The following is a 13,447-nucleotide window of genomic DNA, read 5'->3' on the forward strand; positions in this document are numbered from 1 at the left end:
TGGTTTTCAATAAAAAAAAACACAAACACAAAAAAAACACACCCCCACCCCCCCCCCCCCGGGCGGGCCCCCGCCCGCCCCCCCCCCCCCCCCCCCCCCCCCGCTTCCGTACGCGATTCGGAGGTCAGTCCTCCGTCGTCGCCGAGACGGACGGCGCCGTCTGCTGGGCAGCCGCCGCGGTCTTCTTGGCGGCGGTCTTCTTCGCCGTCGCCTTCGTGGCCGTGGCCTTCTTCGCCGTGGCCTTCTTGGCGACCGTCTTCTTGGCGACCGTCTTCTTGGCCGCCGTCTTCTTGGTGGCGGCCTTCTTCGCCGTGGCCTTCTTGGCCGTCTTGCGAGCGGCCGTCTTCTTGGCCGGAACCGCTTCCTCGGCCTCGACCTCGGCAGCAGCCGGGGCTTCGGCGGCGGGTGCTTCCTCCGCCGGGCCGGACGGGACGACCACCACGGCCGCCTCCTCGGACGCCGTCGGAGCCGTGGCCTTGCGCACCGCCCGGCGCCGCGGACGGGCCGGAGCGGCGCTCTCGACGGGCGCCTCAGCCGGAGCCTCGGGCTCCACCGCAGCCGTCTCAGCCTGCGGTTCGACCACCGGCGCGGCCTCGGCGACCGTGACCACGGCGGCCTCCGCCCCGGCGGGCGAACCGGCCGGCGCGGACACCTTCCGGGTCGCACGACGGCGCGTACGGCCCTTCGGTGCGGCCTCCTCGACGACCGGAGCCTCGGCGACCGGAGCCTCGACGACCGGGTCCTCGACCGCGACCGGCTCGGCCTGCGCGACGGCAGCCGGCTCCGGCACCACCGGCAGCTCGGCCTCCACCTCGGGCTCCGCGGCCTTCGGCTCCTCGGCCCGGCCCCTCGGCTCCTCGCTCTGCGCGGCCCTGCCCCGCGGCGCGCCGGCCGGGGCCGAAGCCCGCCGGCTCGTCCGACGCCGGGAACGCCCACGCGTGGCCGCTGCCTCCGCCTCGGCGACGCTGCTGTACAGCTCCTCGTCCGGCGCGAAAGCCTCCATGAGCGGCTCCGCCACCGGCAGCGCGACCGGCTCGGCGACCTCGGCGAACGCCTCGGCCTCGGCCTCGATCTGCGCCTCCTGCTCGGCGGTCTCGACGGCGACCGCCGCCTCGTGCTCGGGCACCTGCCCGTCACCGCCACGCCCGCGCTTCTTGCGCTTGCCGCCGCCACCGACAGCCGTCGGCTGCTCCATGTGCACGATGACACCGCGCCCGTTGCAGTGCACGCAGGTCTCGGAGAAGGACTCCAGCAGGCCCTGGCCGACCCGCTTACGGGTCATCTGCACGAGCCCCAGCGAGGTCACCTCGGCCACCTGGTGCTTCGTACGGTCCCGGCCCAGGCACTCCAGCAGCCGGCGCAGCACCAGGTCGCGGTTGGACTCCAGCACCATGTCGATGAAGTCGATCACGATGATGCCGCCGAGGTCGCGCAGCCGCAGCTGGCGCACGATCTCCTCGGCCGCCTCCAGGTTGTTCCTGGTGACGGTCTCCTCGAGGTTGCCGCCCTGACCGGTGAACTTGCCGGTGTTGACGTCGACGACGACCATCGCCTCGGTCCGGTCGATCACCAGCGAACCGCCGCTGGGCAGCCAGACCTTGCGGTCGAGCGCCTTGGCGAGCTGCTCGTCGACCCGGTACGTGGCGAAGACGTCGACCTCGGAGGTCCACTTCGACAGGCGCTCGGCCAGGTCGGGCGCGACGTTCGCGACATAGCCGTGGATGGTCTCCCAGGCGTCCTCGCCGCTGACGACGACCTTGGAGAAGTCCTCGTTGAAGATGTCGCGCACGACGCGGACGGTCATGTCCGGCTCGCCGTACAGCAGGGTCGGGGCGTTGCCGCTCTTCGCCTTCTTCTGGATCTCCTCCCACTGCGCCTGCAGCCGCTCGACGTCCCGGCGCAGCTCGTCCTCGCTCGCGCCCTCGGCGGCGGTGCGCACGATGACGCCCGCGTCCTCGGGGACGATCCTCTTGAGGATGGTCTTCAGCCGGGCCCGCTCGGTGTCGGGCAGCTTGCGGCTGATGCCGGTCATCGAGCCCTCGGGGACGTACACGAGATAGCGGCCCGGGAGGGAGACCTGGCTGGTGAGGCGGGCGCCCTTGTGGCCGATCGGGTCCTTCGTCACCTGGACGAGAACCGACTGGCCGGACTTGAGCGCGCTCTCGATGCGCCGCGGCCCGTTGGCCATCCCCAGCGCCTCGAAGTTGACCTCACCGGCGTAGAGGACGGCGTTGCGTCCCTTGCCGATGTCGATGAAGGCGGCCTCCATCGACGGCAGCACGTTCTGGACCTTGCCCAGGTAGACGTTGCCGACGTACGAGGTCGCCTGCTCCTTGTTGACGTAGTGCTCGACGAGCACGCCGTCCTCCAGGACGCCGATCTGCGTACGTTCGCCGAACTGCCGGACGACCATCACGCGCTCGACGGCCTCACGGCGGGCCAGGAACTCGGCCTCGGTGATGATCGGAACGCGGCGGCGGCCCTGCTCCCGGCCTTCCCGGCGGCGCTGCTTCTTGGCCTCCAGGCGGGTCGAGCCCTTGATGGACTGCACCTCGTCGGACGGCTCGGCGGGCTTGCGGGGCTCGCGGACCTTGACGACGGTGCGCTCGGGGTCGGTCTCGGCGGGCTCGGCGTCGGTGGCGGAGTCACCGGCGCGACGACGGCGACGACGGCGACGACGGCTGGTGGAGCTGGAGCCGCCGGCCTCGTCGTGGGCGTCCTCCTCGGCCTCCTCGGCGTCCTCCTCGGCCTGCTCGGCGGTGTCCTCGGCGTCCTGCTCGGCCTGCTCGGCGGCGAGTTCGTCGGACTCGTCCCCGGACTCGCCCTCGGCGGGCTCGCCACGACGACGGCGACGGCCACCACGCCGACGGCGACGGCGCGAGCCGGTCTCCTCGGCCTCGTCACCCTCGACGCCGTCCTCGGCCGACTCGTCGGTCTCTTCGGTCTCGTCCTGGGCGGCGACGTCGGTGACCTGGGCGGCCTCGGCCTCTTCTGCGGAGCCGGCACCCCGGCGCCGACGACGGCGCCGCGACCCGGCCTGCTCCTCCGCGGACGCGGCGGCCTCGGCGGCCTCGGCGGCCTCCGCAACCTCAGTGACCTCGGCGGCCTCCGCCGTCTCGTCGGTCTCCTCGACCACCGCGGCTTCCTCCGCTGCCTCGGCGGCGGCCTGAGCGGCGGCCCGCTCCGGCGTCTGGAACCTCGGCTCGGCGAACACGGGCGCCTGGAACACGGCGACCGCGGGCCGCGCGGGCCGACGCGGGGCATCGGCCTCGGCGGCCTTCGACTTCGCGGGCTCGGAGAACCCGATCGCCGCCTGCCGCACGGTCCGGCGGCGCGAACGGCGCGGAGCGCTGTCCTCGTCGGCCTGGGCCTGCGGGGCGGGAGCCTGCGCGGCGGGAGTTTCGGCGGCTGCCGGTGCCTCCGCCCCGGCGACAGCGGCCTCGGGCGCCTCGGCGGCGCCGGCCGGAGCGGTCACGCGGCGCGTGACGCGCCGACGGCCACGACGCGGAGCGGCCTCCTCGGCGGCCGCCTCCGGCTCGGCGCTCACCTGAGCCTCGACAACCTGGGCGGTCTCAGCAACCTCAACTGCCTCAGCTGTCACGGGGACCTCGGCGGCGGCCGGCGCCTCGGCGGGCGCGGAGACTCGACGGGTCGCACGGCGACGCGTACGACCGACGGGCTCGGCCTCGACGGCGGCAGCAGCAGCCACGGGCGCCTCGGCGACCTCTTCGGTCTCTTCGGTGGTGGGGGAAGCGGCGGGCGCCGCCACACTGCGCGTGGCCCGACGGCGGGTGCGACGCGGAGCCGCCTCCTCAGCCGGCACGCCGGACTCACCGGAAGCGGCAGAAACAGTGGAAGCGACGGTCTCGGCCGCCGGCTCCGCCGCGGTCGCGGCGGGCACCACCGTCTCGGCGGCCTCCGCGGCGGCCGGTGCTCCGGCGGGCGCGGACGCACGTCGCGTCGCACGACGACGCGTACGACCGGCGGGTGCGGCCTCGGCGGCGGCAGCCGCGGGCGCCTCGGTGTCGGTGTCGGCCTCTGCCGCCACGGCGACCACCTCGGCGCTCTCGTCCTTCTGGTACTCGTCGCCCTTTTCGGCCTCGAGATCGGCGGCCTCGGCAGCCGGTATGGCCGGCGTGGTGACCTCGGCCGGGGCCTCGGCGGCGACCGGCGGACCGGCCGGGCGGGATGCGGCACGGCGCCGACGGCGCGGCGGCAGGGTGTCGCTTGGGGTGTTCGATGCGGAGTCCTTGACGGACTCTGTCGGTTCGGTCGGCTCGAGCATGCGGGCGTTTCTCCCGTCAGGCTCCCGGGCGCCGCGCCTGGTCCGGCGTCGATCATGTCGATCGCCGTTGACGTCCGCGGCTCGCGCAGTGCGCGATGGCCGCCGTCCGGGGCGCGGGCGCCGCACGGGAGCTCTCTGTGTCCTGTCTCGCCGGTTCCGTACGCCGAATGCGTACGGCCTGGCGAAAGTCTTGTGGTCGGTGCGCTGCCCGACCCAGGTGGCTCCCGAGTACGAGGGCGGCGCTACGACGTCCGTCCCTTCGCGGGACCTTCCCTACGCCGGCGCCTTCGCGGCGGCAGTGGCGCCGGCCATGTGGGGCTCGGTCGCTGCTGCCTCGCGGTCGGGCGCGAGCGGGTCGGTCACCGTGCCGGTCTCTTCATCGAGCAGCCCCTGCGCCAGCCTGGTCACCGCTACGGGGACCGGCGGCGCCAGGTCGGCCACGGCGCGGAGACCGGACAGGACGTCGTCGGGTCGTACGGCAGGCGTCACGTGCCGAACAACCAGCCGCAGTATCGCACAGGGCTGGTCGATAGGCCTATCAGCCTGTGCACTGTGGGTTTCCGTGCTCTCGAGTTTCGCGACCGCCGGGCGGGCGTCGAAGGTGCGCATGCCGTTCTTGGTCAGGCGCTGGACCTCGACGGTCCCGGCGGCGTTGAAGGCCTCGACCGCACGACGGGCGTCCGCCGGATCGACGCCGTCCAGCCGCAGCTCCCACACGGAAGCCGTCAGCCGGTCGGCGAGTCCCGACGTGCGCACCTCGACCGCGTCGACGATGTCGAGCCCGTCGGGCAGCGACTCGTCGAGGAGGACGCGCAGCGTCTCCGGGTCGCGGGTCGCGGCGAGCGCGATCTCCAGGTACTCCGCCTCACTGCCCGTGCCGGTGGGTGCGGCATTGGCGTACGACACCTTCGGATGCGGCGTGAAACCCGCCGAGTACGCCATCGGCACCTCGGCACGGCGCAGCGCACGCTCGAAGGCGCGCTGGAAGTCACGGTGGCTGGTGAACCGGAGGCGGCCGCGCTTGGTGTAGCGCAGTCGGATGCGCTGCACCGCGGGTGCGGGCGGCGGGCCTTCGGGCTGTCGCTTGCCCAGTGGAACTTCTCCTTGTGTACGGCGGACGGTCCGTGGCGCCTCCCCGCGCCGCGGGGAGCATTCCGGCTGACGCCTGCCCGGCGTCGTCCAGTCCGGATCACCCCCGCGTCGGCGGGGACACTTCGCGCCCGGTCCTCTCTTCTAGGGTACGCGTCTTCTCCGGCGCCGGTTCCCGGCGGCCCACCGCTTCCGGCTGCCGGGGCTCGCCGAAGAGCATGCGCCGCATGTCGGCACGGGCCTGCCGCACGGAGTCACGGGCGGCGGCGAGCGCCTGCCGGGTGGCCCGGCCGACAGCGCGCGCGACCTCGGCGGCGGGCCGCAGCAGGGTGTCACGGACCACGTGCCCCACAGGGGTCAGCACCGTCCGGTACACCCACCGCACCGGCTCCACGAAGATCCACCGGAAGAGGGTCCCGAGGAACCGTCCGACGGCGAGGGAGACGCGTCCGGCGACCCGCCAGGCGTGCCCGAGAGCGTCCCCGGCCTCACGTGCGACGACGGCGAGGACCCGGCCGACCGGCACGAGCACCCAGCGCCACAGGACCAGGACGGGCAGCACGACCAGGACGCGGGTGATCCAGTACAGGACCAGGCCGATTCCGGTGACGACCGCACCCGCCAGCCAGGCGATCGCCCGCCCCACGGGCGCGAGGAGCCACTCGTACATCCACCCGGCGGGCACGACGACCAGGTACCGCACCAGCCACGCCACGACCGTGTACAGCCCGGCCCCGAGGCCGGCGAGCACGAATCCGACGCCCCGGAGGACCCACATCACCCCGTGCCCGATCGGCGTGAGCACGCGCGCGTACACCCAGGCGAACCCTGCGCCGATCCCCCGGGCCAGCCACGCGAGGGCATGCCCGGCCGGCGTCAGCACGTACCGGTAGAACCACACGCACGGCACGACGAGGAGCACCTTGCCCGCCCAGGCGAGCGCGACAGCGAGGGGAACGACGACATACCGCCACAGCCCCACCCACGGCCACACGAACAGCGCCCGGCCCACCCACACCAGCGCCCGCCCGAGCGGGTGCAGCACCGTGCGGTTCAGGAACCGCCCGCCCACGACGAGCGCGTCCCACACCATCCGTACCGGCACGACCAGCACCAGCACGACGATCCGCACCGGGATGCGGATCGCGACGGCGAGGCACCCCTCGGGGTCCTGCTGCCGCGGAGGCGGCTTCTCGAGGTCCATGTCCACCTAGACGCCTCGGACGCCCGTCCGGATCCAGTACCGCAGCTTCCCGCCCCGCTCGTCCTCGAATTCCCCGCCGTTGGCCTCGATGACCTTACGGGAGGCGGTGTTGGTGGTGTCGCAGGTGACGAGGACACGGTCGAGACCGAGGGCACGGGCGTACGGCAGGGCGTCGCGGAGCATGGCGGTCGCGTGTCCCCGGCGGCGGGCGGACGCGCGTACGTCGTAGCCGATGTGACCGCCGAGCTCGCGCAGGAACGGGGTGAGCCGGTGCCGTACGGTGAGGCGGCCCAGGTACGCGTCCCCCTCCGCGTACCAGAAGGTGGTGCAGTGCACCCAGCCGGGCCGGGACGTCGGTCTGCTCTCGTCGGCGTCGGCGACCAGCCGCGCCACATACGCGTCGAACGCGCCGGGGTCGGGCCAGCGCTCGCGCCACTCCCGGATCTCCTGCCCGAGGCCGGTCCCGTCCCCGGGCAGACCTCGACCCTCGGCCTCGAACTCCTTCATGGCGGACACGAAGGATGCGTGGAGGCGGACATGAGGGGTCGTCAACTGCGGCATCGCCTCAGTGTCGCGTCGCCGGGCGGGGCCCGCCACAGAGTTTCCCGGCTGGAACGGCAGGCGCGGCCGGAGCGGCGGTCAGGGGTTCATTTCCGCCGGGCGGCCTTTCCGGCCCGTGCGGCCTTCGGTCTGCGCACGACGGCGGTCGGGGCGGGTACGGCGACTGCGCGTCCGGCGGAGAACTCCCGGTTGATCTCGGTCTGGCGGCGGATGGCGTCGGGCAGGTCCGGCATCGCGAGCAGCCTGTCGCACGCCTGGACGGAGGCGGCGTACTCGCCCACCCAGTAGGCCGTGATGGAGAACTCGAAGAGCAGGCCCCACCGGTACACCCAGGACTTGGTGAAGAGCAGGTCGTCCGGTTCCGGTCGGCCGACGACCTCGCGGAGGAGGGCGTGGGCGGTGCGGTAGCGGCCCTGGATGCGCAGCCGCGAGGCCAACTCGTAGCAGGCTTCGAGGCGTTGGGGTCGTGACTCCCAGGCGCGGGAGAACGTGTCCATCGCCCCCGGCCAGTCGCCGGTCCGCTCCGCCCGGAGGAGGCCGGCCTCCAGGAGCGAGCAGTAGACCTCCTCGGCCCAGCCCCCCATGCCGGCCCGCCGCTCGTACAGGGCGATCGCCTCCTCCGCGTGCCCCAGGTCCCGTTCGGTGTTGGCCAGGTAGAAGACGGTGCGCGGGTTGGCGGGGTCGCGTTCGAACTCGGCGCGCAGCAGGCGGGCGTCGCGCTCGAACTTGTCGCTGCGGCTGCCGCCGTCGGCATGGTCCTCGATCACCAGCGCGTCGAGGTTCTCCTGCACGTCGGGCTCGTCGGTGCACGGGTACTCGTGGGTGACGCCTTCGTAGCGCCAGGCCCAGTCACCCCGCATGAGGTGCTTGAAGCGGTGCTGGGTCCCCGGGGTGTCATAGCGCAGCATGTACGAGCCCGCGGTCAGCCGGGGCAGCGGGGCGTCCTGGCGCATCACGTGGTCGGCGTCGAGGGTGAGGATGTAGTCGGCCTTGCCGCGGGCGTGCCGGATGTTCGCGGTCCGGTTGTGCCCGAAGTCGACCCACGGCTCTTCGCGGAGCTCGCCGGGAATGCCTTCCAGCACCTTGCGGATCAGGTCCTGTGTGCCGTCGGTCGAGCCGGTGTCGGAGATGACCCAGGTGTCGATGAGGTGGCGTACGGAGCCCAGGCACCGCTCGATCACCTGCGCCTCGTTCTTGACGATCATGCAAAGGCAGAGGGTCTGCTGCTTCACGGCGTCACCTGTCCGTCTCCGTCCGTCTCGTGGGCGTCAACGTGACACACGCCCTCTCCGTGGCCGTCGACCCACGCGGAAACCGGGCCGCAACGCTCCCCGATCGGCCGCGCACAAGGCCAGTTGGGTGGCCGCGGGCACAGAATGACCCATCCGAACGCACCGATTAGTCCTATAAGTCGATAAATAAGCCCGTTTCGACCAGTTGCGCGCGCCGGGCCGTCGCGATCACGCCAGGCTCGCACTCGGGTTCGGCGGATGACTCGAACCGGTTGAGGCAAGGAGCGCACAGATGAGTCCTGAGCACAGGACGGCTTCGCCTCTCGGGCCAGTGGCCCGGGAGCGATTCAAAAGGGCGGGCATGTTCGTCTCGCTCGCGTTGGTCATGGCGGCCGGCATGGTCAGCCCGGCAGCCGCGACGGCGCGCGGCATGGCCGACCACGCGACGGCGACGGCCGGCCACGGCGGCGACAAGTGCAGGGCGGGCACTCAGAAGTCCCTGGCGAGCGAGGCCGACAGCAAGGGCGGCTGCAAGGGCCCGACGGGCCCCACCGGCCCGAGGGGTCCGAAGGGTTCGAAGGGCGACAAGGGGCCGAAGGGTTCGAAGGGCGACAAGGGGCCCAAGGGTGACAAGGGCCATAAGGGTGACAGGGGACCCAAGGGTGAGAGGGGACCCACCGGCCCGACCGGCCCCCGGGGCCCCCAGGGCCCCACGGGACCCACCGGAGGCACCGGCGCCCAAGGCATCCAGGGCGTGACCGGGCCGACAGGCCCCACCGGCCCCACCGGAGGCACAGGACCCACCGGAGGCACCGGTACCCAAGGCATCCAGGGCGTGACCGGGCCGACAGGCCCCACCGGCCCCACGGGCTCGACCGGAGCCACGGGCCCGACCGGAGCGTGCGCCGAGATCGACGGCTTCCAGGACCAGCAGGTCTACGAGGTTCGTGCCGCGGTGAGCGGCACCATCACCTACGCGGGCATCCGGGACGTCCGCCCCAACTTCGACCACACCTTGCGATGGACCGACCTCAGCAACAGGACCGGCTATCCGAACGGCGGCCAGGCGGGCTTCGCCTGCGCAGCCTCCATCAATGAACACAGCCAGGGAATGCAGGATCTGGCGGGCATCAAGATCGACGTCATGACCACCACGGGTCAGGTCTTCGAGATCATCTGCACCGAGAGCCACACCAACAGCACCCCAGCCATCCTGACCTGCCCCAACCCCTCCCTCCCGACCCTGGCCTGGCAGCCACTGAACTCGCCGGAGCCGGGCAACAACAACAACCGCCACGGCAAACGCTGACCGACGACGAAAAGGGGTGCCCGAAGGGTCGACAGACCCTTCGGGCACCCCTTCAGACACTCGGCTCAGTGACTGTGCGCCGCACTCCCCGCCGGCTGCTTCACCGTCAATGGCAGCAGCTTCTTACCGGTCGGGCCGATCTGAATGGTCGTGTCCATGGCCGGGCACACCCCGCAGTCGAAGCACGGCGTCCAGCGGCAGTCCTCGACCTCCGTCTCGTCGAGGGCGTCCTGCCAGTCCTCCCAGAGCCAGTCCTTGTCGAGACCCGAGTCCAGGTGGTCCCAGGGCAGGACCTCCTCGTACGTCTTCTCTCGCGTCGTGTACCAGTCGACGTCGACGCCGAAGGGGGCCAGCGCCTTGTCCGCGCAGCTCATCCAGCGGTCGTAGGAGAAGTGCTCGCGCCAGCCGTCGAAGCGGCCGCCGTCCTCGTAGACCGCGCGGATCACGGCGCCGATGCGGCGGTCACCGCGGGAGAGCAGGCCCTCGACGATGCCGGGCTTGCCGTCGTGATAGCGGAAGCCGATCGAGCGGCCGTACTTCTTGTCGCCGCGGATCTTGTCGCGGAGCTTCTCCAGGCGGGCGTCCGTCTCCTCCGCGGAGAGCTGCGGCGCCCACTGGAAGGGGGTGTGGGGCTTGGGGACGAAGCCGCCGATCGAGACCGTGCAGCGAATGTCGTTCTGGCCGGAGACCTTGCGGCCCTCGGCGATCACGTTCATCGCCATGTCGGCGATCTGCAGGACGTCCTCGTCGGTCTCCGTCGGCAGGCCGCACATGAAGTACAGCTTCACCTGACGCCAGCCGTTGCCGTACGCGGTGGAGACCGTACGGATCAGGTCCTCCTCCGAGACCATCTTGTTGATGACCTTGCGCATGCGCTCGCTGCCGCCCTCCGGCGCGAACGTCAGGCCGGAGCGGCGGCCGTTACGGGTCAGCTCGTTCGCCAGGTCGACGTTGAAGGCGTCCACGCGGGTCGACGGGAGGGACAGACCGATCTTGTCCTCCTCGTAGCGGTCCGCCAGGCCCTTCGCGATGTCGCCGATCTCCGAGTGGTCCGCGGAGGACAGGGAGAGCAGGCCGACCTCCTCGAAGCCCGTCGCCTTGAGGCCCTTCTCGACCATCTCGCCGATGCCGGTGATGGAGCGCTCGCGCACCGGGCGGGTGATCATGCCCGCCTGGCAGAAGCGGCAGCCGCGGGTACAGCCGCGGAAGATCTCCACCGACATGCGCTCATGCACGGTCTCGGCGAGCGGGACCAGCGGCTGCTTGGGGTACGGCCACTCGTCCAGGTCCATCACCGTGTGCTTCGACACGCGCCACGGGACGCCCGACTTGTTGGGGACCACGCGGGCGATACGGCCGTCGGGCAGGTACTCGACGTCGTAGAACGCCGGGATGTACACCGATCCCGTCTTCGCCAGGCGGAAGAGGACCTCCTCGCGGCCGCCGGGACGGCCCTCCGCCTTCCACTCGCGGATGATCTTCGTCATGTCGAGCACGGCCTGCTCGCCGTCGCCGATGATCGCCGCGTCGATGAAGTCGGCGATCGGCTCGGGGTTGAACGCCGCATGCCCGCCGGCCAGCACGATCGGGTCGTCGAGCCCCCGGTCCTTCGACTCCAGGGGAATCCCGGCGAGGTCCAGGGCCGTGAGCATGTTCGTGTAGCCCAGCTCCGTGGAGAAGGACAGGCCGAACACGTCGAAGGCCTTCACCGGGCGGTGGCTGTCCACGGTGAACTGCGGGACGCCGTGCTCGCGCATCAGCGCCTCGAGGTCCGGCCACACGCTGTACGTGCGCTCGGCGAGGACGCCCTCCTGCTCGTTGAGGACCTCGTAGAGGATCATGACGCCCTGGTTGGGCAGTCCGACCTCGTACGCGTCCGGGTACATGAGCGCCCAGTGGACGTCACAGGACTCCCACGGCTTGACCGTGGAGTTGAGCTCTCCGCCGACGTACTGGATCGGCTTCTGCACATGCGGGAGCAGAGCTTCGAGCTGCGGGAAAACAGACTCGGCAGCCTCGGCGGCTTCGGCAGGCATTTCGCAAACCTTCGTAGGCAGACAGGGGTGACCATCAAGCCTAACGCGGCCGGAGAGCTCCCCCGCACGCTCAGACGGGCGCCCCGGCCTTGATCTCCTTCCAGACCTCGGGCAGCTCCGCCTCCGCGGCCGCCGCCCGCTGCTCCTCGCGCCCGTACAGCAAGCCGTACGTGAACGCGCTCTCCCCCGCCGCGTGCGCCACCGCGGACAGCTCGCGCAGCGTCTCGCGGGCCATGACGCTGTCCTGGTGGTCGCCGAGCAGCGTCTGCAGCGACTTCATGGACTTGACCAGGGCGGTTGCCGGGTCGCCGAGGGCCGGTGCGGCCGCCTCCGCCGCGTACCGGGTCCGCTTGGCCTTCTTGCGGGCCTCGTGCAGGGCGAGGTCGCGGTCGTGCCCGGGCGCCAGGTCCAGCGCCTGTTCGACCAGCGCGGAGACCTTGCCGAAGTCCTTGCGTACGGCCTTGGCGAGCACCTTGCCGGGCTTGCCGGCGGCCGCCTTCCGCGACGGCGGAGCGGCGAGCAGCGCGTCCAGGCTGTCGAGCAGCGTCAGATACCGCTCGGAGTCCAGGACGCCGGTCAGCCGGCTGCGCGATCCACCGCGCCGGGCGCCCGCCCAGGTGTCCAGCCTGGTGCGGACCGGGCCGGAGACCAGCGTGCGGGACAGGTCGTCGAGCGCGGCCGTCAGGCGTTCGGTGAGCACCTCGCGGTCGCGGTCCACGCCCAGCTCACCGGCGAGCCACTTCAGCTCCGCGCCGATCGGGTCGGTGACGCCCCGGTCGAGGACCTTGCCGTAGGAGCGGAAGGCACTGCGCAGCCGGCGGGTGGCGACGCGCATGCTGTGCACGGAGTCGGGCGCGTCCTGGCGCACGGCCGGGTCGAGTTCGACGACGGCGTCGCGCTGGGCCCTGACGTACGCCAGGACGTGGTCACCGGCCGTCACGGGCTCACCGGGCGGCTCCTCGCCTTTGCTCCGCTTCTTCCCGTTCTTGCCGCGAGGAGCCGTCTCGGCCAGCGCCCGGGCCAGCTTCGACGCCGACTTCGACGGCCGTACGCCCGCCTTGCGCAACCGCTTCTCCACCGCGTCGAGAAACGCCGGGTCGCCGCCGTCGGCGAGCTCCACCTCGATCTCGGTCCACTGAGCGCTGCCGCCGTCCCCGAGGAGCCGGTCCGCGCGTACGGCGTCCACGCTCGCCTCGGCGAGCAGCCGGCCCTCCGCGTCGACGAGGTCGCGCACATCGCGCTCGGAGCGCAGCCGGACCACGGGCAGCAGTTCGGCGTCGCGGACGCGGGAGCGGACGAGGGAGGCGAGGGTGGAGGGGACGGTGTCGGACAGCGGGGCGCGGATCTCGTCCCGAACGCCGGGGCCGACGGGGAACTTCAGATGCCAGCCGGCGTCGGAGCCGCCGGTGCGGCGGCGCAGGGTGATCGAGGCCGCGGCGAGGCGCAGGCCGGCCGTGTCGTAGTAGGTCGCGTCCAGGTGTGCGACGCCCTTGTCGAGGACGGCCGAGACCCCGGCGACGCCGGTCAGGTCGGGCAGGCCACTGTCGTCGGACTCGTACTTTCGCTCGATCTCGCGCTTCGTGTCCGCCATGACCTGAATCTAGTGCCAGTCGGGGCCGGGCGGCAGAGGGCACCGAAGGTGAATCGCGGGCGGACTGCGGCCGACCAGGAGGTGACGAGCGCCCGGAACGGGAGGCCCGCCGGGGCGGGACCTCCGCGTGGTGGGTCCGG

At 72.1% G+C, this 13,447-nt stretch carries 8 protein-coding genes; 1 reads left to right on the top strand and 7 read right to left on the bottom strand.

Features of this window, described 5'->3' with window-relative positions:
* Window positions 1-124: 124 nt before the first annotated feature.
* The 5 genes from ACFY16_RS01410 to ACFY16_RS01430 form a co-directional block, all read right to left on the bottom strand.
* A complete protein-coding gene (locus ACFY16_RS01410) occupies window positions 125-4,285 on the bottom strand; it encodes an Rne/Rng family ribonuclease (protein WP_390645023.1) in 4,161 nt (1,386 codons plus the stop codon).
* Window positions 4,286-4,558: 273 nt separating this feature from the next.
* A complete protein-coding gene (locus tag ACFY16_RS01415) occupies window positions 4,559-5,335 on the bottom strand; it encodes a TIGR03936 family radical SAM-associated protein (protein WP_390645024.1) in 777 nt (258 codons plus the stop codon).
* A 139-nt stretch (window positions 5,336-5,474) separates the two neighbouring features.
* Entirely contained in the window at window positions 5,475-6,578 is a 1,104-nt protein-coding gene (locus ACFY16_RS01420) for a hypothetical protein (protein WP_390645025.1), read from the bottom strand.
* 6 nt (window positions 6,579-6,584) lie between these two features.
* Entirely contained in the window at window positions 6,585-7,139 is a 555-nt protein-coding gene (locus ACFY16_RS01425; protein ID WP_390645026.1) for a GNAT family N-acetyltransferase, read from the bottom strand.
* An 86-nt stretch (window positions 7,140-7,225) separates the two neighbouring features.
* Window positions 7,226-8,371, bottom strand: coding sequence for a glycosyltransferase (locus ACFY16_RS01430; RefSeq protein ID WP_390645027.1), 1,146 nt, complete (start codon window positions 8,369-8,371; stop codon window positions 7,226-7,228).
* A gap of 361 nt (window positions 8,372-8,732) precedes the next feature.
* On the opposite strand from ACFY16_RS01430, the gene ACFY16_RS01435 reads away from it, so the two are divergent.
* A complete protein-coding gene (locus tag ACFY16_RS01435; RefSeq protein WP_390645028.1) occupies window positions 8,733-9,680 on the top strand; it encodes a hypothetical protein in 948 nt (315 codons plus the stop codon).
* Window positions 9,681-9,745: 65 nt separating this feature from the next.
* Here the strand turns inward: ACFY16_RS01435 and ACFY16_RS01440 are convergent, their stop codons facing one another.
* Entirely contained in the window at window positions 9,746-11,716 is a 1,971-nt protein-coding gene (locus ACFY16_RS01440; RefSeq protein WP_390645029.1) for a TIGR03960 family B12-binding radical SAM protein, read from the bottom strand.
* A gap of 70 nt (window positions 11,717-11,786) precedes the next feature.
* Window positions 11,787-13,307: a CHAD domain-containing protein gene (locus ACFY16_RS01445; RefSeq protein ID WP_390645030.1), complete on the bottom strand. Its 1,521-nt coding sequence runs from the start codon at window positions 13,305-13,307 to the stop codon at window positions 11,787-11,789.
* Window positions 13,308-13,447: the final 140 nt, after the last annotated feature.

The organism is Streptomyces sp. NPDC001315 (genome assembly GCF_042896175.1).
Lineage (GTDB): Bacteria > Actinomycetota > Actinomycetes > Streptomycetales > Streptomycetaceae > Streptomyces.

Bases quoted from the DNA above. Each gene is read 5' to 3' on its own strand.
- ACFY16_RS01410 (WP_390645023.1), bottom strand. From the start codon at position 4,285: ATGCTCGAGCCGACCGAACCGACAGAGTCCGTCAAGGACTCCGCATCG.
- ACFY16_RS01420 (WP_390645025.1), bottom strand. From the start codon at position 6,578: ATGGACCTCGAGAAGCCGCCTCCGCGGCAGCAGGACCCCGAGGGGTGC.
- ACFY16_RS01425 (WP_390645026.1), bottom strand. From the start codon at position 7,139: ATGCCGCAGTTGACGACCCCTCATGTCCGCCTCCACGCATCCTTCGTG.
- ACFY16_RS01435 (WP_390645028.1), top strand. From the start codon at position 8,733: ATGTTCGTCTCGCTCGCGTTGGTCATGGCGGCCGGCATGGTCAGCCCG.
- ACFY16_RS01440 (WP_390645029.1), bottom strand. From the start codon at position 11,716: ATGCCTGCCGAAGCCGCCGAGGCTGCCGAGTCTGTTTTCCCGCAGCTC.
- ACFY16_RS01445 (WP_390645030.1), bottom strand. From the start codon at position 13,307: ATGGCGGACACGAAGCGCGAGATCGAGCGAAAGTACGAGTCCGACGAC.